The following is a 23,873-nucleotide window of genomic DNA, read 5'->3' as shown; positions in this document are numbered from 1 at the left end:
CAAAGGCCTGTTTCTGAGTTAAGCACCACCACACCAGAAAGAAAAAGGGGATAAATGCCTAAATATCGGCACTTTCGCCCTTTTCCGTTGACAGCAACCGAATATGCAACATCGCCTGCAAGGCATCAAATCGCACCGGTTTTGCCAATCGATCCGTCACGCCCACACCGTGGCAATCGTCTCGCTCGGGGCTTTGCGCCGAGCTGCTCAGGGCAATCACCGGCAGCTCTCCACAACCCGGCAATGCACGAATCTGGCAGCACAGCGAAAACCCGCCCTCCGGTACATCCAGCAGCACCGCATCGAAGGTGTCACGTTGCAACAGCGCCAGGGCCGCTGGCCCGTTGTCGACGGTTTTCACGCGGTAACCGAGCTTGAGCAACATGCCGCGCACCACCAATTGCGCCACACCATTGTCGTCTACCAGCAACACCGCGCACTCCTGCGGTGTGCGTTGTGCCTGGGGTGCTCGCCGCACGGGCGCGGGCTCGGGCGGGAGCGGGCTGACCGCAAGCTCCAGCTGGAAGCGACTGCCGCGGCGAGGCTCGGAATTATGGGTGAGGCGCCCACCGAGCAATTCGATCAATTGCCGGCAGATCGCCAGGCCGATGCCCATGCCGCCGTAGCGACGGGTGGTCGAGCCATCCAGTTGGAAGAAACGCTGGTACAGGGTCGCCTCATCGAGGTAAGCGAACCCGATGCCGGTGTCGGTGACGATAAAGGTCAGGCGCAACGTCCCGTCGGCCTGTGGCACGCCGACTACCCGCACCCGCACCGCCCCTTCGTGGGTGAACTTGAAGGCGTTGTCCAGCAGGCAATCCAGGCATTGCGCCAGCTTGCCGGGGTCGCCGCTGACTCGGTCCGGCAACTCATCCGCCAGATCGATGGAAAACTCCAGGCCCTTGCTCTGGGCGCTGGCCGCGAACTGCTGGCGCAAGGTGTCGAGCAACCCACGCAGGCTGAACACCTGGGGCTGCGGGCTGAGGCGCCCGGCCTGCAATTCGGTGAGGGTGAGGATGCCGTTGACCATGCGCATCATCTCGCGGGCCGAGCCTGCGGCGGTTTGATGGTACTGGGCGAGGTCGCCTTGCAGCGGCTCGGTCTGCATCAACTCCAGGGAGCCGATCACGCCGTTCATCGGAGTGCGCAATTCGTGGGTCAAGGTGGCGAGGAATTCGTCCTTGAGCTGGTTGCTGCGGGCCAGTTGCGTGTTGAGCACCTCGAGCTTCTGGCTGGCATCAAACAGGATTTGCGCCTGTTGCTCGCGCATCGAATTGATCCGGTCGGCCAGGGCCAGGGACAGCAAGGCCACTTCCAGTGCCGAGCCGATCTGGCTGGCGTACATCGTGAGGAACACATTGGGCAGGTAGCCCAGGACCATCATGGTATTGACCACACCGCCCAAAAGGAACGCGGTCCAGGCGATGATGAAATAGCGCGCCATCCGCTGGCCGCAATACCAGGCCTTGATGGCTGCCACAAAGATGGTCACGGTGAACACCAGCGCCAACCCGGTGGCCAGGCGCAACGCCAGGGCATAACTGGTGAACAGCGCCAGCACCATCACTCCCGCACCGCAGACCGCCAGCGCCACCAGCAGCCGGTTGATCCAGCGGCTATAAAGCGCGGTGTGCAGGAAGCTGCGGGCAAACAAGCTGCCGAACAGCGCCGCCGAACCGATCAGGAACGGCACCGCCGCATTCGCCCACCATGGGTTGTTGGGCCAGAAGTACTGCACGGCCACGCCGTTGACCGACAGCTGATACAGGCCGAACGAGGCGATATAAAGGATGTAATAGAGATAGCTGGTGTCGCGCACGCTCAGGTAGATGAACAGGTTGTAGATCAGCATGCCGAGCAACACGCCGTAGATCACACCCAGCACGTACAGGCGCAATGGCTGTTCTTCGAGGTACGCGGTGGTGGACCAGAGGGTCAGCGGTGCCTGGATAGAGCCCTGGCTTTGCAGGCGCAGGTACAGGGTTTCCTGCTGGCCAGGTACGAAGTCGAGCTTGAACAGGTAGTTGCTCTGGCGGATTTCGCGGCTGGAAAACGGCAGGATGCTGCCGGTGCGCGACACCAGTCGATAGTTGCCGACGCTGTCAGGCTCGTACAGCTCCAGTTGGTTCAGCGGCGGGTAAGCCAGTTCCAGCAGCCAGCGGCGCGGGGCATCCGGGCGCTGTGCACGGTAATGCAAGTCGACCTTGAGCCAGAACACCGAGCGCGAATAGCCGGCATTCAATGTGGCTTTGTCGTGGGTCTTGAAACGACTGGCGAGGACCGGCGAGCTGATATCGCCAATGGTCAGGGCGCCACTGGGGTCCTCAAGGACTTGCATCACTTGGCCCAGGGGCAACCGCGTGGTGGACTCGTTGAACTCGACTGCGCCGGCCAGCATCGGCAGTCCGCTCAACAGTAACATCAGCAAATAGCGCATAGAGCCCCAGCGTGACCTGTCCGGTTATGTCAAAAGCCTCCATTCCTTTTGAGCAGACGTATACCGGCGATACAGTTATTGGTTTTAATCCACTCTAGCATAGCCATTACAGGCCAAAAGACACCATTGAAATAATTTTTTGAAAGGCTCTAGAGCGGGCATTACAGAGCATTTGACCTGCTTTCGACGATGATAGCAAACAGCCATTTCACCCGGGTCATCCGTTAAAAATTCAACCATCGCCCGACAGCCACCCAAAAAGCGTTTGGTGGTAAGCTCGCGCACCATGAATATCTACAGCTCTCGCCCCGTTGTCCTCTGTCTCTCCGGCCATGATCCCAGTGGTGGCGCCGGCTTGCAGGCAGATATCGAAGCCCTGCTCGCCCAGGGTTGCCATGCGGCCCCGGCCGTCACCGCGCTGACCGTGCAGAACACCGTCAACGTCAGCGATTTCCGCGTGCTGGACCGCGAGTGGGTGCTGGCCCAGGCCAACGCCGTGCTCGGCGATTCCGAAGTGGCGGCCGTCAAACTGGGCATGCTCGGTTCCCTGGAAATGGTCGACACCGTGGTCGAGCTGCTCAAGGCGCACCCGCATTTGCCAGTGGTCTGCGACCCCGTGCTGCGCGCCGGCGGCGGCGGCAGCCTGGGCAAGGACGAAGTTGGCTACGCCATGCGCGAGCGGCTGTTGCCGCTGTCGCTGATTGCCACGCCGAACCTGCCCGAAGCCCGCATCCTCGCCGAACTGCCCGAAGGCTCGGCGGACGAGTGCGCCGCGAAACTGCTGCCTTTCATCAAGCACCTGCTGATCACCGGCGGCCATGGCGACGAGCACGAAGTGCACAACCGTCTCTACAGCCGCGACGGCACGCACCAGACCTTTACCTGCCAGCGCCTGCCCGGCAGTTATCACGGTTCCGGCTGCACCCTGGCCAGCGCGCTGGCGGGTCGCTTGGCACAAGGCGAAGGGTTGGTCAGCGCGGTGCAATCGGCCCTCAACTACACTTGGCGCACCCTGCGTGACGCTGAACAACTCGGCCAGGGGCAATTCGTGCCTCGTCGTCTGCCGTTGGATTTCTGCTCGTAACACCAAGAGGCCTGCCCGATGAAACTACGTGGCCTTTATGCCATTACCGACAGCCAACTGTTGGCCGGCAAGTTCCTGGCCTACGTCGAAGCGGCGTTGGACGGTGGCGTGACCCTGCTGCAATACCGCGATAAAAGCAGCGACGACGCGCGCCGCCTGCGGGAAGCCGAAAAACTGCGGGAGCTGTGCTCGCGCTACAAGACGCAACTGATCATCAACGATGACGCCGAACTGGCCGCGCGCCTCGGCGTCGGCGTGCACCTGGGCCAGACCGACGGCCCGCTGACCCCGGCCCGTGCGCTGCTGGGCTCCAAGGCGATCATCGGCTCCACCTGCCACAGCCAGATCGAACTGGCCGAGCAGGCTGCCAAGGAGGGCGCCAGTTACGTCGCCTTCGGCCGTTTCTTCAACTCCAACACCAAGCCCGGCGCGCCGGCTGCCACCGTTGAACTGCTGGCCCAGGCCCGCGCGCGGTTGCACCTGCCGATCTGCGTGATCGGCGGCATCACCCTGGAAAACGCCGAGCCATTGGTAGCCCACGGTGCCGATCTGCTGGCGGTAGTCCACGGCCTGTTTGGTGCCGACAGCACCCAGGAAGTCACACGCCGCGCCCGCGCCTTCAACGAATTGCTCAAGCCTCAATAATCGATTTCAGAGAGCCCGATCATGTCCCGTTCCGAAACCCTGTTTGCCAATGCCCAGAAACACATCCCCGGCGGTGTGAACTCCCCCGTGCGAGCGTTCAAGAGCGTTGGCGGCACCCCGCTGTTCTTCAAACATGCCGAAGGCGCCTACGTCACCGACGAAGATGACAAGCGCTACGTCGACTACGTGGGTTCGTGGGGCCCGATGATCCTCGGCCACAGCCATCCGGACGTACTGGACGCAGTACGCCAGCAACTGCAGCACGGCTTGTCCTATGGCGCACCGACCGCCATGGAAACCGAGATGGCCGACCTGGTGTGCTCCATCGTGCCGTCCATGGAGATGGTGCGGATGGTCAGCTCCGGCACCGAAGCCACCATGAGTGCGATTCGCCTGGCCCGTGGGTTTACCGGCCGCGACAGCATCATCAAGTTCGAAGGCTGCTACCACGGCCACTCCGACAGCCTGCTGGTCAAGGCCGGTTCCGGCGCGCTGACCCAGGGCGTACCGAGCTCCGCCGGTGTACCGGCCGCGTTTGCCAAACACACCCTGACCCTGCCGTTCAACGACATCGCTGCCGTCGAGCAGATGCTCAGCGAAGTCGGCCAGGAAGTGGCGTGCATCATCGTCGAGCCAGTGGCCGGCAACATGAACTGCGTACCGCCGGCCCCGGGTTTCCTGGAAGGCCTGCGGGAACAGTGCGACAAACATGGCGTGGTACTGATTTTCGATGAAGTGATGACCGGCTTCCGCGTTGCCCTCGGCGGCGCCCAGGCTTACTACGGCGTCACGCCGGACCTGAGTACCTTCGGCAAGATCATCGGCGGCGGCATGCCGGTGGGCTGCTTCGGCGGCAAGCGCGAAATCATGCAACACATCGCGCCGCTGGGCCCGGTGTACCAGGCAGGCACCCTGTCGGGTAACCCGCTGGCCATGGCCGCCGGCCTGACCACCCTGCGCCTGATCAGCCGCCCGGGCTTCCACGCCGAGCTGACCGACTACACCACGCGCCTGCTGGACGGCCTGCAACAGCGCGCCGATGCCGCCGGCATTCCGTTCGTGACCACCCAGGCGGGCGGCATGTTCGGCCTGTACTTCAGCGGCGCCGACGACATCGTCACCTTCGACGATGTGATGGGCAGCGATGCCGACCTGTTCAAGCGCTTCTTCCACCTGATGCTGGAAGGGGGCGTGTACCTGGCACCGAGCGCCTTTGAGGCCGGCTTCACCTCGATCGCCCATGGCGATGCAGAGCTGAAACTGACCCTCGATGCTGCCGAACGCGCCTTCGCCGCCTTGAAATAAGCGGATCAAAAATCAGGCGCCGCCCCTGGCGGCGTCAGATTTGCTACTTTGCTTACAGACATTTCCGTCTTTTTTCGAGAATTCACCTGCAATCCGGCAGATAACTTGCCCACGCAGCAGAAAAACGAGTAAAGACTTTGTAAGCAGAGGCCTGCTTATTTCATAATGCGCGCTTATTGGATCCCCCCGTGGGTCCCGCGCCCCGTCAGAGGTAAGTCGATTCCCATGAAACGCACCGGCCGCACCCTGGTTCTGGGCTGCCTGTTGCTCCTTCAGCCGCTGCTGGCGTATGCCCAGGCAGGCGGCAACTCGTTGTTAATCCCAGCGATGGGTCGTTGCACCCTCAATAGCCAGCCGGAAAGCCAGGCCGAAGCCCTGAGCGCGTGCCAGAAACAGGCCGATGGTGGGGATGCGCAGGCGCAATACGAGTTGGGCGAGTACTTCTACAACAGTAAAAACCCCGCACGCGACCTCAACAAGGCCTTGAGCTACTTCGAGAAAGCCTCGTTGCAGGGCCACGCCCAGGCGCAATTCCAGCTGGGCACCATGTTTTTCCACGGCGAAGGCGTACCGGCCAATAACGTCCAGGCGTACATCGTGCTGAAAATGGCGGCGGTGAACGGTGCCGAAGATGCGCTGGACACGGCCGACGAAGTGGCCGAACACATGCAGCGCGACGAACTGGAAGTGGCTACCCAAGTGCTGGGACAGATTTTCCGCAACTACCTGCAGGAACTGCAGAGCGCAGATGGCAGCTCGCCCTTTTCGCCGCTGCCAGATCCTTCAAGGTGATAACAGATAGCCCTGTCGATGTGCCTTCGGGCCCGCTACATGGGCAATCGTCATACCGGCACTGGCCATTCGCCGCACTGATCGAACATACAAAAGCCCTTCTCGGGTGCAAGCAACCGGTGTCACCCGATCAGTGATCGGATCGATAACTTCGGCGAGGATTTGCCCGGCCGCCAGGTAATCCCCCACCTTCACGCAAAACACAATCAAGCCTCCCACTGGGCTCACCACCGGTTCTACTCCCGCCAACGGCGTTGGCGCATTCAGTAATGGCGGTAACGGCGGCGCCTGGCCGTCAATGGCTCCCCGCTGAATCAAGTAGTCGATCAACGCCTGGCAATCCTGACGCGCCAGTCCGTGATCCACATCGGCAACACCCCGCAACTCTACAGTCACAGCAAACCCCGGTGCCGAAAAGCGCCCGGGAAAGCGCGCCTGCATGTGCGCCCAGAACAACGTAAAACACTCATCGAACGATTGCCCGCCGGCCTCTTTGGCCAAAAAACACGCCCTGGCTCCCAGGTAACGGGCCAAAGGCTCCACGTGCAACCAGAAATCCGGCGACAGATACAAATGCTGCACGGCCTCGAAATCGCAATGAAGGTCCAGCACGATGTCGGCATCGCAGGCCAGCGTTTGCAGGGTCAAGCGCATGGATTGCAACTGTGTCGCCGGCTCCTGGCTGGCCAGTGTTTGCAGCAAGACGCCACGGATCAGTTGCAGATTGGCGCCCGGTTCATCCGCCAACAGGGCTTCGACGCGATCGCCGACCTGCTGGCTGACGTCGAGGAAGAAACGATTGAAGTTTTCCCGACTGTCGTTATCGAAGCGCCCCTGGGGCACATCCATCAACACTTGCTCCAACCCCAGCGGATTGGCCACCGGCACCACCACAACCGACCAACGCATCAACCCTGCCGCCTCCAGGTGCGCCAGCCGCTGCTTCAGATGCCATAAGACCAGCATGCCCGGCAGTTCATCGGCGTGCAGGGACGCCTGGATATAAACCTTGCCGGCTGCATTGGCCGGGCCGTAATGAAAACTGCGAATCTGTCGCGTCGTACCCGGTACGACCTCCAACAACTCATGCACGTGGGTCTGCATTTCGATCTCCTATCGGGCCGCATCCAGAAAACGCAGCCAGCGCCGTTCAGCCAGGCGAAACAAACCTACCAAGGCAAAGGTAATGCACAGGTAAAGGGCTGCTGCGAAGCCGAATGATTCAAAGGTCAGAAAGGTTGCGGCGTTGGCATCCCGTGCCACTTTCAGGATATCCGGCACCGTGGCGGTGAACGCCAACGTGGTGGAATGCAACATGAAAATCACCTCATTGCTGTAGTAGGGCAATGAGCGGCGCAATGCGGATGGCATGATCAGGTGGACATACAGCTTCCAGCCGTCGAACCCCAGGGATCGGGCGGCTTCGACTTCACCACGAGGCATCGCCCGAATGGCGCCCGCGAGAATTTCCGTGGTGTAGGCGCCGGTATTCAGGGCAAATGCCAACAGCGTACAGTTCAGCGCCTCACGGAAAAACGCATCCAGCAAGGGCTGTTCACGCACGGCGGCAATGCTGTAGATCCCGGTATAAAAGATCAGCAACTGGATATACAGCGGCGTGCCGCGGAACAGGTAGGTGAAGCCTTGCACCGGCCAACGCAGCCAGCACCTGGATGACACCCTGGCGATGGACAAGGGCAGTGCCAGCAGTAGGCCAAGACAAAGGGAGGCACTGGTCAGCCATAGGGTCATGGCCAGGCCGGTAAGTTGTTGACCGTCGGAATAGATGAACGGCCGCCAGTATTCCTGGATCAACTCGATCATGGTGATGACTCCTGCGCACCGACGCCGTAACGACGCGCCAGCCAGCGCAAGGCAAGGTTTGAAACGCTGCTGAGCAACAGGTAGATCAATGCGGCCATCAGCAAAAAGGCCAATAGCTGCTGGCTACTTTTGCCCGCTACCTGGGCGACCTTGACCAAATCCGCCAAGCCAATGATCGACACCAGCGCAGTCGCCTTGAGCAAAACCATCCAGTTATTGCCCAGCCCCGGAAGGGCGAATCGCATCATTTGCGGGAATATCACGTGCACAAAGCCCTGACTGAAGGTCATGCCCAAGGCCTTGGCCGCCTGGAACTGGCCGCGAGGTACAGCCAGCAGGGCACCACGAAAGGTTTCGGTGAAGTAGGCGCCGTAGATAAATCCCAAGGTGAGTACGCCTGCGCTGAATGGGTCGATTTCGATGTAGGCCATGCCCAGTTCCTGCGTCAGACGACTCAAACCGGTTTGCACCCCATAAAAAATCAACAGCATCAACAGCAGGTCGGGCACCCCGCGAATCAGGGTGGTGTAGAGCTGTGCGCAAAGGCGCCAGGCCCTGACCCTGGACAGCTTGGCACCTGCACCGAGCAGGCCGAACGCCAGCCCCAGCAGCAGTGACAGTAGGGCCAACTGCAGCGTGACCCAGACACCGCGCAACAGCAGTGGCGCAAAACTGTCCAGGGTCGAGGCGAATTGAGTGAAGGTGGACAACATGTGTGCGCTCTCGCTCGCCATGGAAGGACGGTCATTGACCGCTGAACATGTTCACACCCGGAAAGTACTGGTCTTGCAGCCGAGCGTAGGTACCATCGGCGTGCAGTGCCGCCAGGCCCTTATCCAGCAGGGCTTTCAGGGCATGATTGCCCTTGGCGATGCCGATGGAGCTTTTGGAGGGCATCAATTCACTTTCGATCGGCGGCCCGAGGACGAACCCCGCCCCCTGGGCTGTGCGCATAAATCCGCTTTGCGCTTGCTGTGCATCCTGCAATGAGGCTTGCAGCCGCCCTGCCACGAGATCGGCATACACCTGTTCCTGATCGGCATAAGCCACGATCTTTATGCCCTGCCCGGCAAGCACGTGGCGGGCATAGACTTCCTGGGTGCTGCCCTGCAAATAGCCAACAGCCATACCCTTGGTCAACTCAGCGCCGGGACGGAACACCATGGCGGTGGGACTGGAAAACACCTCCGAGGAGAAATCAATCACCTTTTCTCGTGCAGCAGTGACTGTCACTGAGGCAAGGATGGCGTCGATCTTGCCGGCATTCAGACTGGGAATCAGCCCGTCAAAATCACTTTCAACCCATTGGCAGCGAACACTCAACTGAGTGCAGAGGGCGTTACCGATATCAACTTCGAAACCCGTTAACGTGCCTTGTTTGTCTTTATAGGCAAAAGGCGCGTAATTGGGATCAGCACCAAAACGAATGACGGCATAGTCATTGGCAAACAGTGGCGTGTTTAATAAAAGAACAGCAAATAACATCAGGATTATTTTTTTCATTATTGTATTCCTCGTTATTAAATAAACAGCGGGACTGATTACACCTCGATAAACGGAATCTCTCGCCGGACCAATAAAGAATCAACGGGCGCATCAAACTCCCGTGCCATTCGGTGCCCCGAATACACCGCAGCGGCAATCGTGCCGGGCGCCACGCAATCGCCGATCAACGTCAGCGTGCCGATGCCGGCCGCGCGCACCTGTTCGGGTGCGCTATTCAACGCCTGATACAACGCCTGCTCGGGTTCGCGGGAGGTGACCAACAGCAAGGAAGCGGCGGGAATGAAGCGTGCCCGCTCGGTGTAGACGCACCCTGCGACAAGGCCTTCAGGCATACACCGGACCAACGTATGAGACGGGACGATCGTGACGTTCAGCTCCAGCAGGCGGCGCTGGATGCGGTGTTGCTCAAGGGTGTTATGGGTCCAGGCCGCCACATCCGCCGCCGGGGTGACGAATATCACTTGCACGCCCCGCGCCACCAGCTGTTCAGCCAATACGCTGCCCATGTAATAGTGATCGTCATCGAACAGCAGCACCGGTGAAGCCGGCAGGACACCGGCCATCAGATCATCCGGCGTGATGACGGGCAGGCTTTCCAGGCCCGGTAACGGTTGACGCAAGGCTCGTCCCAACCCGTCCCGCCGCCAGCGGGAGCCGGTGGCGATAAATACATGCTCTGCGGCGAAGTCCAGGATGTCCTGGGCCTGCAATCGACTCTCCCGATAAATCTCAACCGACGCCAGGCGACTCAAGGCGTCCAGCCGATAGTCGATTACCCGCCCCCAACTCGCCAACCCGGGAAGCCGGGACTCCAGCGCCACCCGTCCGCCAAGGGTGCGCAAGCTATCGACCAGCGCCACCTCCATGCCCCGAACGCCCAGCATCCGCGCGCACTCCAGCCCTGCGGGCCCTGCGCCGACCACCAGCGCCCGCCCAGGTTGACGCGCACGATTGACCGACTCGGGGTGCCAACCGCGCCGCCACTCCTCGCCCATGGTCGGATTTTGCGTGCAGCGCAACGGCGTGCTCGTGTGGTCGCCACTGACACAGACATTGCAGCCAATGCACTCACGAATCTCATCCGCTCGACCCTCTTCAATCTTCTTCGGCAAGAAAGGGTCAGCAATCGAAGGGCGGGCCGCGCCAATCAAGTCCAGGACGCCACGGCGGACCAGCGAGACCATGGTGTCTGGCGAGGTGAACCGCCCGACGCCCACCACCGGCTTGCTGATCAGAGCCTTCAGCCCCAATAGGAAGGTCTCTTGATAACCTTCCGAGGCAAAGCGCGCCGTTACACTGTCGTTGGACCAATCGGCGACGTTGACGTCCCACAAATCCGGCAAGTCCGCCAGCATCGAGAATATTTCAGCGCCCTCTCCATCGCGAGACAGGCCGTCGACCCTCTGCTCGTCTACCGCCAGGCGTACCGCCACGGCGCACCGATCACCCACCGCATCGCGGGTGTCTTCAATCAATTCGCGCAACAGCCGCACGCGGTTTTCCAGCACACCGCCGTACTCATCAGTACGGCGGTTGTTGCGTGGCGCAAGGAAATGGAACGGCACGCTGAGGTCATGCCCGGCATAGACATAGATGATGTCAAATCCCGCTTCCCGCGCCCGCAGTGCGGCGGCCCGGTGCATGGCGCGCAGTTGCTGGATATCGGCACGGCTCATGGCCCGGGCCTGTACCGGGTCATAACCACGCACCGGCGTATTGGAGGGCGCCCAGGGAATCTCACGGCTGTAGCGGTTGGGTGCCGAGTAACCATTGAATGCCAACTCTACGCCGGCCAGTGACCCGTGCTGGTGGACGGCCTCACACATTCGCGCGAGCGCCGGGATGTCGCGTTCATCCCACAAGCGCGCCTCTATGTAGGGAGAGAACTCGCTCAACGGGCTGATCTCACATTCTTCAGTGCAGACGACGCCCCACCCACCTTCGGCTTTTATCCCGCGCATACGTGCCATGGCGGAAGGATGCACATGGCCCATGCCATTGCAGTGGGGAACTTGATAAAAGCGGTTACGGGTGCGAACCGGGCCTATTTGTACCGGCTCAAACAGAATGTCATAACGAGGATCGCGCACAGGGCTACTCCCGAACAGATAAGTCCGTTGATGACTGCGTCATAAAAAAATCGGTGTTAACTAACGCCAGGCGATAGAACGCTAATGCCCTTGTAGTTCAGGACAGAGCCTTTTTGATGACGAGTTAATTAACGAAGCGGAACTGACGTCCCATTGAAACAGGCTTTTTATTATTGATGTATTCATGGCGCCCTCTCTGCATAAACAAAATCTGCTGTTTTTCAAACAGAATGTCCATGCATGAAGGGAAAGAATCGGAAACGCCCTACAAAATAGTTGAGGGTTACTTCTCAGGCATCGGCATCGGAAACGGCATGACATTGCTCATGCCCCGGGCCTCGCTGATTTTCGGCGTGCCCAGGCGTTCGACTTCATCGATGCGCACAATCGAATGCATCGGCACAAAACTGCGCACCACGCCTTCGAACTGAGCCTTGAGTTTTTCCTCGCCCGGGTCGACGACCAGCTGTGTGCGCTCGCCAAAGACGAACTCTTCCACTTCCAGGAAGCCCCACAGATCACTTTGATAGATCTGCTTGGCGTACATTTCGAACACCTGGCCCTGGTTAAGGAAAATCACCTTGTAGATTGGAGCTTCACGTTTGGTCATGGTGGGCGGGTAACACATCGGGGATTTAAAAGAGGGCGCGAACTATAGCATGGCGTCCGATGCACAGTGCTAGGAACCTATCGGCATGCCCCCTATAATGCGCGGTTCTTTACCACCAGTTGACGATCCCCATGGCCAAGAAGCTTTACATCGAAACCCACGGTTGCCAGATGAACGAGTACGACAGCTCGCGCATGGTCGATCTGCTGGGTGAACATCAGGCCCTGGAAGTCACCGCCCGCGCTGAAGACGCCGACGTGATCCTGCTCAATACCTGCTCGATCCGCGAGCGGGCCCAGGACCGGGTCTACTCGCAGCTGGGCCGCTGGCGCGAACTGAAACTGGCCAACCCGGACATGGTGATCGCCGTCGGCGGTTGCGTGGCCAGCCAGGAAGGCGCCGCCATTCGCGACCGCGCACCGTACGTCGACGTGGTGTTCGGCCCGCAAACCTTGCACCGCCTGCCGGAAATGATCGACGCCGCGCGCATCACCAAGCTGCCGCAAGTCGACGTCTCGTTCCCGGAAATCGAAAAATTCGACCACCTGCCCGAGCCGCGCATCGATGGCCCGAGCGCCTATGTGTCGGTCATGGAAGGTTGCAGCAAGTACTGCACCTTCTGCGTGGTGCCCTACACCCGCGGCGAAGAAGTCAGCCGCCCGTTCGACGACGTACTGGCAGAGATCATTCACCTGGCCGAGAACGGCGTGCGTGAAGTGACCCTGCTGGGGCAGAACGTCAACGGTTATCGCGGCCAGACCCATGACGGGCGCCTGGCGGACCTCGCGGAGTTGATCCGCGTAGTCGCCGCCGTCGATGGGATCGAGCGGATTCGCTACACCACCTCGCACCCGCTGGAATTCTCCGACAGCCTGATCCAGGCCCACGCCGAAGTGCCGGAACTGGTCAAACACCTGCACTTGCCGGTGCAATCGGGCTCGGACCGCATCCTCTCGGCGATGAAACGCAACCACACCGCCCTGGAATACAAATCCAAGCTGCGCAAATTGCGTGCGGCGGTACCGGGAATCTGCATCAGCTCGGACTTTATCGTCGGCTTCCCGGGTGAAACCGAGAAAGATTTCCAGCAGACCATGAAGCTGATCGAAGACGTTGGTTTCGACTTCTCCTACTCCTTCGTCTACAGCCAGCGCCCGGGCACTCCGGCGGCGGATTTGGTGGACGAGACTCCGGAAGCGGTGAAGAAAGAGCGTTTGAACGCGCTGCAGCATCGCCTCAACCAGCAAGGCTTCGAGATCAGCCGACAGATGGTGGGCTCGACCCAGCGTATCCTGGTGACCGACTACTCGAAAAAAGACCCTGGCGAATTGCAGGGCCGGACCGAGAACAACCGGATCGTCAACTTCCGCTGCGATAATCCGACGCTGATCGGGCAGTTCGCCGACGTGCACATCGACGCGGCACAACCGCACTCGCTGCGCGGTTCGCTGATTAACTGAGACCCCGGTTTTCCAGGCAAATGAAGATCAAATGTGGGAGCTGGCTTGCCTGCGATAGCGATATAACAGGCAGCCTCTCTTTTGGACGTGCCGGCCTCATCGCAGGCAAGCCAGCTCCCACACTGCATCGCCTTTGTTCTTGAGAGCGGGCCCGGGCTATATAAGTGCTTTCGTACCCGCGCCACTGGCGTTATCCTTGATTTCATCCTAATTGCCCCAGGGCGGCTAAAAACGACCTTGAACGCACCCATAGAACCACATCGTTTCCTCCTCGAGCCCTTTGAGGCTCGCCGTTTCGCCAATCTGTGCGGACAGTTCGACGAGCACCTGCGCCTGATCGAACAACGCCTGAGCATCGAGATCCGCAACCGCGGCAATCAATTCGAGCTTATTGGTGAACCCCAACACACCACCTCGGCAGAAAACCTTCTGCGCCGCCTCTACCGGGAAACCAAAGGTAGCGAGCTGTCGCCGGAAACGGTGCACCTGTACCTGCAGGAATCCGCCGTGGAAGACCTGGCCAATAACCCGGTAGCCGAAGCCAGCGTTGCGTTGCGCACCAAGAAAGGCATGATTCGCCCTCGCGGCTTGAATCAGCAGCGCTACGTCAAAGAGATCCTGGGTAACGACATCAACTTCGGCATCGGCCCGGCCGGTACCGGCAAGACCTACCTGGCCGTGGCCTGTGCGGTCGACGCCCTCGAGCGTGAGCAGGTGCGACGCATCCTGCTGGTGCGCCCGGCGGTGGAAGCCGGCGAGAAACTGGGCTTTTTGCCCGGCGACCTGGCCCAGAAAATCGACCCGTACCTGCGCCCGCTCTACGACGCGCTCTACGAGATGCTCGGCTTCGAATACGTGGCCAAGCTGATCGAGCGCCAGGTGATCGAGATCGCCCCGCTGGCCTACATGCGCGGTCGGACGCTGAACAACAGCTTCATCATCCTCGACGAAAGCCAGAACACCACCGTCGAGCAGATGAAAATGTTCCTGACCCGGATCGGCTTCGGCTCAACGGCCGTGATCACCGGCGACGTCACCCAGGTCGACCTGCCCAAAGGCACCAAGTCGGGCCTGGCCCAGGTGATCGACGTGCTCAAGGACGTGCCGGGGATCAGCTTCACCCACTTCATGCCCAAAGACGTGGTCCGTCACCCGCTGGTGCAGCGCATTGTCGAAGCCTACGAGCGCTTCGAACACCGCGATGACCAACCGGCCAAGGACACTCGCCGCGATGCTTGAGCTTGACCTGCAGCTGGCCACCGAAGCGCCCGCCCCCAGCGAAGAACAGTTCCGCCAATGGTGCGCCCTGGCCCTGCGCCAGCGCACCGCCGACTCGGAACTGACCATTCGCCTGGTGGACGAGCCCGAAGGCCGTGAACTGAATCACACCTGGCGACAAAAAGACTACGCGACCAACGTGCTGTCCTTTCCCGCTGACGTCCCCGACGAGTTGCTGGATATCCCATTGCTGGGCGACCTGGTGATCTGCGTCGAAGTGGTCGAGCGTGAGGCGAAGGAACAGGGCAAGGAACTTGAGGCCCATTGGGCCCATCTAGTCATCCACGGCTGCTTGCATCTCTTGGGTTACGACCATATAGACGATGACGAAGCCGAAGAAATGGAAGCACTGGAACGAACGTTGCTTGCAGAATTGGGCCATCGTGACCCATATGCAGATGACGAAATAGAAACTACACCTAACTGACACAACAAAGGATTTAGAGTAATCGCTATGAGCGAAGACCGATCGAGCAACGGGCAAAAGTCATGGCTGGGGAAACTCACCCAGGCCTTTGCCCACGAGCCGAAAAACCGCCAGGAGCTGCTGGAGCTGCTGCGCGAGGCACATCAGAACAAATTGCTGGACAGCGAAGCGCTGGCCATCGTCGAAGGCGCCATCCAGGTCGCTGACTTGCAAGTGCGGGACATCATGGTTCCGCGCTCGCAGATGGTCAGCATCAAGGCGACCCAGACCCCACGGGAATTCCTCCCGGCCGTTATCGATTCGGCGCACTCGCGCTACCCAGTGATCGGCGAAAGCCATGACGACGTCATGGGTGTCCTGTTGGCCAAGGACCTGCTGCCGCTGATCCTCAAGGAGAACGGCGACAGCTTCAACATCAAGGACCTGCTGCGGCCTGCCACCTTCGTCCCCGAATCCAAGCGCCTGAATGTGCTGCTGCGCGAATTTCGTGCGAACCACAATCACATGGCCATCGTGATTGACGAATACGGCGGTGTGGCCGGCCTCGTGACCATCGAAGACGTGCTGGAACAGATCGTCGGCGACATCGAAGACGAACACGATGTGGAAGAAGACAGCTACATCAAGCCGCTGCCCAGCGGTGACTTCCTGGTCAAGGCCCTGACGCCGATCGAGAACTTCAACGAGTTCTTCGACAGCGAATTCTCCGACGATGAATTCGATACCGTTGGCGGCCTGGTGATGAGTGCGTTCGGACACCTGCCAAAACGTAACGAGACCACCGAGATCGGTGCTTACCGCTTCCGCATCCTGAATGCTGATAGCCGTAGGATCCATCTGATTCGCCTGACACCTATTGCCCGCTAAGGACTGACATGCGCCGTATGATTGCACCCGGCTGGCCCGGTAACCTGCTGGCCGTGGTGGCCGGCGCCATCACCACCCTGGCGCTGGCGCCGTTCGACCTCTGGCCGTTTGCGCTGGTGGCGGCCGGGTTCTTTTATGCGGGATTGCGTGAACTGACACCACGCCAGGCCTTGTGGCGTGGCTGGTGTTTCGGTTTCGGCCTGTTTGGCGCCGGTACCAGCTGGATCTACTACAGCATTCACCACTTCGGCGGCGCTTCGGTGCTGCTGGCGGGCATGCTGATGTTGGCGTTTACCGCAGCCATTGCCTGGTTCTTTGCCCTGCCGGCCTGGCTGTGGGCGCGCTGGCTGCGCCGCAACGAAGCGCCACTGGCGGATGCCCTGGCCTTCGCGGCACTGTGGGTTGGCCAGGAAGCGTTTCGCGGCTGGTTCCTCACGGGCTTTCCGTGGCTTTATTCCGGTTATAGCCAGCTCGACGGCCCCCTCACCGGCCTCGCGCCCCTGGGTGGCATGTGGCTGATTTCCTTTGCCCTGGCGCTGACTGCCGCATTGATCTTCAACCTGCCACGTTTGCTGGCAGGCAAGCGCAACCTGTTCATCGGTGCCGGCCTGCTGCTGTTGGTGGCGCCATGGGCCATCGGCCTTGCACTCAAGCATCACGCCTGGACCACCCCGGCTGGCGCGCCGCTGACGGTGGCGGCCGTCCAGGGCAACGTCGAGCAAAGCATGAAGTGGGACCCCGAGCAGCTCAATGCCCAGCTCGCGCTATACCGTGACATGAGCTTCAGTTCCAAGCCTGTTGACCTGCTGGTATGGCCGGAAACCGCCGTGCCGGTGCTCAAGGAGTCTGTTGAAGGCTACCTGGGCATGATGGGCAAGTTCGCTGCCGACCGGCACACCGCGCTGATCACCGGCGTGCCGATTCGCCAGGAAGTGCACCACCACAAGCGCTTCTTCAACGGCATCACCGTGGTGGGTGAAGGCGACGGTACCTACCTGAAGCAGAAGCTGGTGCCGTTTGGCGAGTACGTGCCACTGCAGGACATGCTACGCGGCTTGATCGCGTTCTTTGACCTGCCGATGTCGGACTTCGCCCGTGGGCCGTCCGACCAGGCACTGCTGCAAGCCAAGGGCTATCAGATTGCGCCCTTCATTTGCTACGAAGTGGTGTACCCGGAGTTCGCCGCCGGCCTGTCGGCCCGCAGCGACTTGTTACTGACCATCAGCAACGACACCTGGTTCGGCCGCTCCATCGGCCCGCTGCAACATTTGCAGATGGCCCAGATGCGCGCCCTGGAAGCCGGTCGCTGGATGATCCGCGCCACCAACAACGGCGTCACTGGCCTGATCAACCCGTACGGGCAGATCACCGTGCAGATCCCGCAGTTTGAACGCGGGATTCTCTACGGTGAAGTGGTGCCGATGCATAACCTCACGCCGTATCTGGAATGGCGCTCGTGGCCGTTGATCATCCTGTGCCTTGGCCTGTTTGGCTGGGCGCTGTTGGCGGGCCGGATGTCGAAAACGGTTTAACAGAAATACTCGGATAAATGTGGGAGCTGGCTTGCCTGCGATAGCATCACCTCGGTGTAACTGACACACCGAGGTGCCTGCATCGCGGGCAAGCCCGGCTCCCACAGAAGCCCGCTCCCACATTTGCCCGGCGGTGTTACCTGTAAAACATCCGATAACCCACCTGCCCCACCGCTTCATTGAGCAACTGCCCGCTCTGCCAGACCGACTTGAATTCCGGCATCCAGCCACCCAATGGCCGGGCATTGTCCAGGCCCAGGAATCCCACCGGCGCCGGAACCACCGTAAACCCGGCCTTTTCGAAGCTCCAGCGCGAACGCGGCATGTGCCAGGCCTGGGTTACGACGACCACACGCTTGATCCCCTGGGGCAGCAGAATCTCAGCACTCATCTGAGCGTTTTCCCACGTGGTACGGCTGCGTTCTTCCTTCCAGCGTACGCTCACGCCAAAGTCATCCTGCATCGACACCGCCATCAGCTCCGCCTCGCTCGGTGGGGTGCCGTAGTGCAAGCCACCGCTGGTCAGCACCGGCAAACCCGAAGCCTTGGCCAAGCGGGCCGCATAGCGCTGGCGCTCAAGACCGATACCCGTCGGCTGATCGGAACCCCACGCCGGATCCCCGCGTTCACGCCCGGAGCCCAACACCACAATGGCATCAGCCCGCTGCGCCAGGGTTGCCCATTCGTCTCGGGCCAAAGGCGGCTCGGTCTCCAGGGCCTTGGCCCCCCACTGCACCGCCACCGGCAGGCTCATCAACCACATCCCGCCGAACCCCAGGGCAAAGCACACCGCCGCCAGTCGCGGCCGGCTGCGACGAAACCACCAGGCAAGGGCCAGCAACAGCAACAGAATGCCGGGCGGCAACAGCAATTGTTTAATGAAATAACGAATAGGCATCGGGCATCTCCAAAGATGCCCGAAGCCTAAGGTGTAACGAGGTTTAGCGACAATCTTTACAAGAACAAACGTTGAGAAGGCTACAGATCACTAACGCGGTACTTCACTTGAAACGCACGGACCGGAGTTTTTCCGGGCCGCGACCGGCCGACAGATCCTTGAGCCATACCACCTTGGCCGAGCGCGAAACCTCCTGGGCTGGCGGGGAGGCCATGACCTGGGGCGCGCGATGCTCATTTAACTCCAGATACACCTTGATCACGTCCAGCTCTGCCTGGCTCAAGCCACGCAGTTCCAACTCCAGAGGCCGTTCATCACACAATCGGCCTGCGGTTTTTGCTGCATCCAGTGCTCGACCCAAACGGTCGATCAGTCCTTCGTACACCTGCGGTTTCGTTAAAGTTCTCTGCAAATCAACCATCCCTCACCTCATTGAAGATAAGACTCACTCCCCAATAAACAGCGTAGTCCTGCTGGCCCCGCCTGCCTGACGCCGCGACCAACGGCCTCGGCCGCGCAATCAGGGTTTCCCTCGATAGAGTGGGGTCATGTATGCTACGGCGCTTCCTGTAACTCCACTTCCCGCAGGGTTTGGGCACGGACGCGCCGCTTTTTGGTGTCGATCAACCTGAACGTTGCACCGAAGAGGATTAGGCCACCCCTATTCAGTTCAAAAGTAGCCATGCACGAACAATATCAGCCCCGTGAAATAGAAAATGCCGCCCAGTCGTTCTGGGATGAGCAAAAGTCCTTTGAAGTCAGTGAACAGCCAGGCAAGGAGACTTTCTATTGCCTATCGATGTTCCCTTACCCCAGCGGCAAGCTACACATGGGGCATGTGCGCAACTACACCATCGGCGACGTCATTTCCCGCTACCAGCGCATGCTGGGCAAGAACGTCCTGCAACCCATGGGTTGGGACGCCTTCGGCATGCCGGCGGAAAACGCCGCGATGAAGAACAACGTAGCGCCCGCCAAGTGGACCTACGAAAACATCGCCTACATGAAGACCCAACTGCGCAGCCTGGGCCTGGCGGTGGACTGGTCCCGCGAGGTGACCACCTGCAAGCCTGACTACTACCGCTGGGAACAATGGCTGTTCACTCGCCTGTTCGAAAAAGGCGTGATCTACAAGAAGAGCGGCACCGTGAACTGGGACCCGGTGGACCAGACCGTGCTGGCCAACGAACAAGTGATCGACGGCCGCGGCTGGCGTTCGGGCGCGCTGATCGAAAAGCGCGAAATCCCGATGTACTACTTCAAGATCACCGCGTACGCGGATGAACTCTTGTCGAGCCTCGACGATTTGCCGGGCTGGCCCGAGCAGGTCAAGACCATGCAACGCAACTGGATCGGCAAGTCCAAGGGCATGGAAGTGCAGTTCCCCTACAACGTCGACTCCATCGGCGCCGAAGGCGTACTGAAAGTCTTCACCACCCGTCCGGACACCTTGATGGGCGCGACCTACGTCGCCGTGGCCGCTGAGCACCCGCTGGCCACCCAGGCTGCGCAGAACAACCCTGAGCTGCAGGCGTTCATCGCCGAATGCAAAGGCGGCAGCGTGGCCGAAGCCGACGTCGCCACCCAGGAGAAAAAAGGCCTGCCGACCGGGCTGTTCGTCGAGCACCCGCTGACCGGCGCGAAGCTGCCGGTGTGGGTCGCCAACTACGTGTTGATGCACTACGGCGATGGCGCGGTAATGGCCGTGCCAGCCCACGACGAGCGCGATTTCGAATTCGCCGTCAAATACAGCCTGCCGATCAAGTCGGTCGTGCGCACCAGTTCGGGCGACACCAACCCGGCCCCGTGGCAAGACGCCTACGGCGAGCATGGCACCCTGATCAACTCCGGCGAGTTCGATGGCCTGGATTTCGAAGGCGCCTTCGACGCTATCGAAGTCGCGCTGATCAAGAAAAACCTCGGTGCCTCGCGCACCCAGTTCCGCCTGCGTGACTGGGGCATCAGCCGCCAGCGCTACTGGGGCTGCCCGATCCCGATCATCCACTGCGAAACCTGCGGTGACGTGCCGGTGCCGGAAGACCAACTGCCCGTCGTGTTGCCGGAAGATGTAGTGCCGGACGGCGCCGGTTCGCCCTTGGCGCGCATGCCCGAATTCTACGAGTGTACCTGCCCGAAATGCGGCGCCCCAGCCAAGCGTGAAACCGACACCATGGACACCTTCGTGGAGTCCTCGTGGTACTACGCCCGCTACGCCTCGCCACACTATGAAGGCGGCCTGGTGGAAAAATCCGCGGCCGACCACTGGTTGCCGGTAGACCAGTACATCGGCGGCATCGAACACGCCATCCTTCACCTGCTGTACGCGCGCTTCTTCCACAAGCTGATGCGTGACGAAGGCCTGGTGAGCTCCGACGAGCCGTTCAAGAACCTGCTGACCCAAGGCATGGTGATTGCCGAGACTTACTACCGTCGCGAAGCCAATGGCGCCTACACCTGGTTCAACCCGGCGGACGTCGAGTTGGTGCGTGACAGCAAGGCCAAGGTGATCAGTGCCAAGTTGATTTCCGACGGCCTGCCGGTGGAAATCGGCGGCACCGAGAAGATGGCCAAGTCGAAGAACAACGGCGTCGACCCACAGTCGATGATCGACCAGTTCGGCGCAGATACCTGCCGCCTGTTCATGATGTTTGCCTCGCCGCCTGACATGAGCGCCGAATGGTCCGACTCCGGCGTAGAGGGTTCGCACCGTTTCCTCAAGCGCGTCTGGCGCCTGGCGCACGCCCATGTCAGCCAGGGCTTGCCGGGCAAACTGGACGTTGCAGCCTTGAGCGATGAACAAAAAGCCATTCGCCGCAGCACCCACCTGGCCATCAAGCACGCCAGCCAGGACGTGGGCCAGCACCACAAATTCAACACCGCCATCGCCCAGGTGATGACGCTGATGAACGTGCTGGAAAAAGCACCGCAGGCCACCGAACAGGACCGCGCGCTGGTGCAGGAAGGCCTGGAAACGGTCACCCTGTTGCTGGCACCGATCACGCCACACATCAGCCACGACCTGTGGAGCCGTTTGGGTCACAGCGGTGCAGTCATCGATGCCGGCTGGCCGGTACAGGATGACAGCGCCCTGGTTCAGGACACGCTGCAACTGGTGATTCAGGTCAACGGCAAGCTGCGTGGCCAGATCGACATGCCCGCCAGCGCCAGCCGTGAAGAAGTCGAAGCCGCCGCCCGTACCAATGAGAACGTGCTGCGCTTCACCGAAGGCCTGACGATCCGCAAAGTGATCGTGGTGCCCGGCAAACTGGTCAATATCGTCGCTAGCTAATCGGATCGGGCGCCAAGGGCATAACCCTGGCGCCGAACAAAACCTCCAGGGCCTCGATAAGGCCCACATGGTTTCAAGGGGAGCATCAAAATGATCAAACGCAATCTGCTGGTTATGGGCCTTGCCGTGCTGCTGAGCGCTTGCGGCTTCCAGCTGCGCGGCACCGGCCACACCGAACTGGCGATCAAGGAACTGGACGTCACCGCCCGTAACTCCTACGGCGAGACCGTGCAACAGCTGCGCCAGGTCCTGGAAAGCAGCGGTGTCAAAGTCTATTCAGGCGCGGCTTACAAACTGAACCTGCTGGATGAGAAAGAAGAGCAGCGCAACCTCAGCTACGCCAGTGCCGGGCGTGCTTCGGACATCGAGCTGAGCACCACGCTCTTCTTCGAAATCCAGGGCCACGACCACCTGCCGTTGATGGGCGACAAGATCCAGGTACAGAAAGTCGTGAGTCACGACGGCAACAACCTGGTGGGCTCGGACTCCGAAACCATCCAGGTGCGCAAGGAAATGCGTCGTGAGCTGGTACAGCGCATGCTTCTGCGCCTGCAACTGATCACCCCGGAAAAACTGGATCAACTGCAGCAAACGGCAGATAACAAGGCCAAGGCCGATGCCGATGCGCTGAAAGCGGCGCAAGAGTATGAAAACAGCCAGCCGAAACAATCGCCTGTCGAAGTCCCAGCTGAGTAAGCCAGACGGGGCGCCCCTGGCGCCCCGTTCGCCCTGCCTATGAAACTTGCCCCCGCCCAACTCGCCAAGCACCTGCAAGGCAGCCTCGCGCCCGTCTACATCGTCAGCGGAGATGACCCTTTGCTCTGCCAGGAGGCTGCGGACGCGATCCGCACGGCCGCCCGTCAACAGGGCTTCGATGAACGCCAGGTGTTCAGCGCCGACGCCAGTTTCGACTGGGGGACGCTGCTGCAAGCCGGGGCGAGCATGTCGCTGTTTGCCGAAAAACGCCTGCTGGAACTGCGTCTGCCTTCGGGCAAGCCCGGCGACAAAGGTGCGGCGGCATTGATGGAATACTGCGGGCGCCCTGCCGAAGACACATTGCTGCTGATCAGCCTGCCCAAGCTGGATGGCAGCGCGCAGAAAACCAAGTGGGGCAAGGCGCTGGTAGAAGGCGGCCAGACCCAGTTCATACAGATCTGGCCGGTGGACAGCAGTCAGCTGCCGCAGTGGATCCGTCAGCGCCTGTCGCAATCCGGGCTGAGTGCCAGCCAGGACGCCGTAGAGCTGATCGCGGCGCGGGTGGAAGGCAACCTGCTGGCCGCCGCCCAGGAAATCGAAAAGCTCAAGCTGATGGCTGAAGGCGGCCAGATCACCGTCGAAACCGTACAAGGCGCCGTGGCTGACAGCGCGCGCTTTGACGTATTTGGCCTGGTGGACGCAATCCTCAACGGCGAACCCGCCCACGCCCTGCGCATGCTCGAAGGGCTGCGCGGCGAAGGCGTCGAGCCACCGGTGATTCTCTGGGCCCTGGCCCGGGAATTACGCCTGCTGGCCAATATTGCCCTGCAATACAGCCAGGGTATCCCGTTGGACAAGGCCTTCAGCCAGGCGCGGCCACCCGTATGGGACAAACGCAAACCGCTGATCAGCAAAGCCCTGCAACGACACTCGGCGCAACGCTGGGCGCAATTGCTGCTGGAAGCCCAGCGCATTGACGCGCAGATCAAGGGCCAGGCGGCGGGATCGCCCTGGATGAGCTTGAGTCGTTTGTCACTTTTGATGTCAGGACAGCGCTTGGCGTTGCCTGCTGAATAGTCCTACGTATCGCTGGGCTGGACAGAATCCAAACTTCGGCCGATGATTCGCACCGC

21 protein-coding genes are annotated in these 23,873 nt (G+C 60.7%); 12 read left to right on the top strand and 9 right to left on the bottom strand.

Annotation, left to right across the window (positions count from 1 at the left end; genetic code table 11):
- Positions 1–58 precede the first annotated feature (58 nt).
- Entirely contained in the window at positions 59–2,437 is a 2,379-nt protein-coding gene (locus LIY45_RS21265; RefSeq protein WP_226477501.1) for a hybrid sensor histidine kinase/response regulator, read from the bottom strand.
- A gap of 286 nt (positions 2,438–2,723) precedes the next feature.
- Here LIY45_RS21265 and LIY45_RS21260 point away from each other — a divergent pair, with 286 nt between their 5' ends.
- The 4 genes from LIY45_RS21260 (at position 2,724) to LIY45_RS21245 (ending at position 6,263) form a co-directional block, all read left to right on the top strand.
- Positions 2,724–3,521, top strand: coding sequence for a hydroxymethylpyrimidine/phosphomethylpyrimidine kinase (locus LIY45_RS21260; protein ID WP_026077821.1), 798 nt, complete (start codon positions 2,724–2,726; stop codon positions 3,519–3,521).
- 18 nt (positions 3,522–3,539) lie between these two features.
- Complete coding sequence (thiE, locus tag LIY45_RS21255) at positions 3,540–4,166, top strand: thiamine phosphate synthase (RefSeq protein WP_226477500.1); 627 nt, start codon at positions 3,540–3,542, stop codon at positions 4,164–4,166.
- A gap of 21 nt (positions 4,167–4,187) precedes the next feature.
- Entirely contained in the window at positions 4,188–5,471 is a 1,284-nt protein-coding gene (gene hemL / locus LIY45_RS21250; protein ID WP_063026923.1) for a glutamate-1-semialdehyde 2,1-aminomutase, read from the top strand.
- 225 nt (positions 5,472–5,696) lie between these two features.
- Positions 5,697–6,263 (top strand): tetratricopeptide repeat protein, encoded by a 567-nt coding sequence (locus tag LIY45_RS21245; RefSeq protein WP_226477499.1) that lies wholly within the window; start codon positions 5,697–5,699, stop codon positions 6,261–6,263.
- Here LIY45_RS21245 and LIY45_RS21240 read toward each other — a convergent pair.
- From LIY45_RS21240 to LIY45_RS21215, 6 genes are all read right to left on the bottom strand, one after another.
- Positions 6,255–7,367, bottom strand: coding sequence for a succinylglutamate desuccinylase/aspartoacylase family protein (locus LIY45_RS21240; protein ID WP_226477498.1), 1,113 nt, complete (start codon positions 7,365–7,367; stop codon positions 6,255–6,257). The genes LIY45_RS21245 and LIY45_RS21240 overlap by 9 nt on opposite strands.
- A gap of 9 nt (positions 7,368–7,376) precedes the next feature.
- The gene (locus LIY45_RS21235; protein WP_226477497.1) at positions 7,377–8,087 is read right to left on the bottom strand and encodes an ABC transporter permease; all 711 of its coding nucleotides are present in this window, start codon (positions 8,085–8,087) and stop codon (positions 7,377–7,379) included.
- The gene (locus tag LIY45_RS21230; RefSeq protein ID WP_226477496.1) at positions 8,084–8,800 is read right to left on the bottom strand and encodes an ABC transporter permease subunit; all 717 of its coding nucleotides are present in this window, start codon (positions 8,798–8,800) and stop codon (positions 8,084–8,086) included. Before LIY45_RS21230 ends, LIY45_RS21235 begins: the two co-directional genes overlap by 4 nt.
- A 31-nt stretch (positions 8,801–8,831) precedes the next feature.
- Positions 8,832–9,590, bottom strand: a complete 759-nt coding sequence (locus LIY45_RS21225; protein WP_226477495.1) for a transporter substrate-binding domain-containing protein — start codon at positions 9,588–9,590, stop codon at positions 8,832–8,834.
- Between the two features lie 38 nt (positions 9,591–9,628).
- Entirely contained in the window at positions 9,629–11,683 is a 2,055-nt protein-coding gene (locus LIY45_RS21220) for an FAD-dependent oxidoreductase (protein WP_226477494.1), read from the bottom strand.
- Positions 11,684–11,966: 283 nt separating this feature from the next.
- Positions 11,967–12,293: a DUF1820 family protein gene (locus LIY45_RS21215; protein WP_003215457.1), complete on the bottom strand. Its 327-nt coding sequence runs from the start codon at positions 12,291–12,293 to the stop codon at positions 11,967–11,969.
- Between the two features lie 131 nt (positions 12,294–12,424).
- Between LIY45_RS21215 and miaB the strand changes: the two genes are divergently transcribed.
- The 5 genes from miaB to lnt all read left to right on the top strand — a co-directional run bounded on the left by miaB (position 12,425) and on the right by lnt (position 17,857).
- Entirely contained in the window at positions 12,425–13,753 is a 1,329-nt protein-coding gene (miaB, locus tag LIY45_RS21210; RefSeq protein WP_226477493.1) for a tRNA (N6-isopentenyl adenosine(37)-C2)-methylthiotransferase MiaB, read from the top strand.
- A gap of 237 nt (positions 13,754–13,990) precedes the next feature.
- Entirely contained in the window at positions 13,991–14,992 is a 1,002-nt protein-coding gene (locus LIY45_RS21205; protein ID WP_003215453.1) for a PhoH family protein, read from the top strand.
- The gene (gene ybeY, locus LIY45_RS21200; RefSeq protein WP_017476241.1) at positions 14,985–15,458 is read left to right on the top strand and encodes an rRNA maturation RNase YbeY; all 474 of its coding nucleotides are present in this window, start codon (positions 14,985–14,987) and stop codon (positions 15,456–15,458) included. The genes LIY45_RS21205 and ybeY overlap by 8 nt, the downstream gene beginning before the upstream one ends.
- A gap of 27 nt (positions 15,459–15,485) precedes the next feature.
- Positions 15,486–16,325, top strand: coding sequence for an HlyC/CorC family transporter (locus LIY45_RS21195; RefSeq protein ID WP_003215451.1), 840 nt, complete (start codon positions 15,486–15,488; stop codon positions 16,323–16,325).
- An 8-nt stretch (positions 16,326–16,333) separates the two neighbouring features.
- Entirely contained in the window at positions 16,334–17,857 is a 1,524-nt protein-coding gene (lnt, locus tag LIY45_RS21190) for an apolipoprotein N-acyltransferase (protein WP_226477492.1), read from the top strand.
- A gap of 136 nt (positions 17,858–17,993) precedes the next feature.
- On the opposite strand, the gene LIY45_RS21185 is transcribed toward lnt, so the two are convergent.
- Both LIY45_RS21185 and LIY45_RS21180 read right to left on the bottom strand, forming a co-directional pair.
- Complete coding sequence (locus LIY45_RS21185) at positions 17,994–18,755, bottom strand: YdcF family protein (protein ID WP_017476243.1); 762 nt, start codon at positions 18,753–18,755, stop codon at positions 17,994–17,996.
- Between the two features lie 103 nt (positions 18,756–18,858).
- Positions 18,859–19,176, bottom strand: a complete 318-nt coding sequence (locus tag LIY45_RS21180) for a hypothetical protein (protein WP_226477491.1) — start codon at positions 19,174–19,176, stop codon at positions 18,859–18,861.
- A 261-nt stretch (positions 19,177–19,437) separates the two neighbouring features.
- Between LIY45_RS21180 and leuS the strand changes: the two genes are divergently transcribed.
- From leuS to holA, 3 genes are all read left to right on the top strand, one after another.
- Positions 19,438–22,044: a leucine--tRNA ligase gene (leuS, locus tag LIY45_RS21175; RefSeq protein WP_226477490.1), complete on the top strand. Its 2,607-nt coding sequence runs from the start codon at positions 19,438–19,440 to the stop codon at positions 22,042–22,044.
- 90 nt (positions 22,045–22,134) lie between these two features.
- Positions 22,135–22,740 (top strand): LPS assembly lipoprotein LptE, encoded by a 606-nt coding sequence (gene lptE, locus LIY45_RS21170; protein ID WP_010174793.1) that lies wholly within the window; start codon positions 22,135–22,137, stop codon positions 22,738–22,740.
- A gap of 39 nt (positions 22,741–22,779) precedes the next feature.
- The gene (gene holA / locus LIY45_RS21165; RefSeq protein ID WP_226477489.1) at positions 22,780–23,817 is read left to right on the top strand and encodes a DNA polymerase III subunit delta; all 1,038 of its coding nucleotides are present in this window, start codon (positions 22,780–22,782) and stop codon (positions 23,815–23,817) included.
- The last annotated feature ends 56 nt before the right edge of the window (positions 23,818–23,873 follow it).

Origin of the sequence: Pseudomonas sp. MWU16-30323 (assembly GCF_020515595.1) — a bacterium.
Classification (GTDB): Bacteria; Pseudomonadota; Gammaproteobacteria; order Pseudomonadales; family Pseudomonadaceae; genus Aquipseudomonas; species Aquipseudomonas yamanorum.
This window is presented reverse-complemented; position numbering and strand designations above follow the sequence as displayed.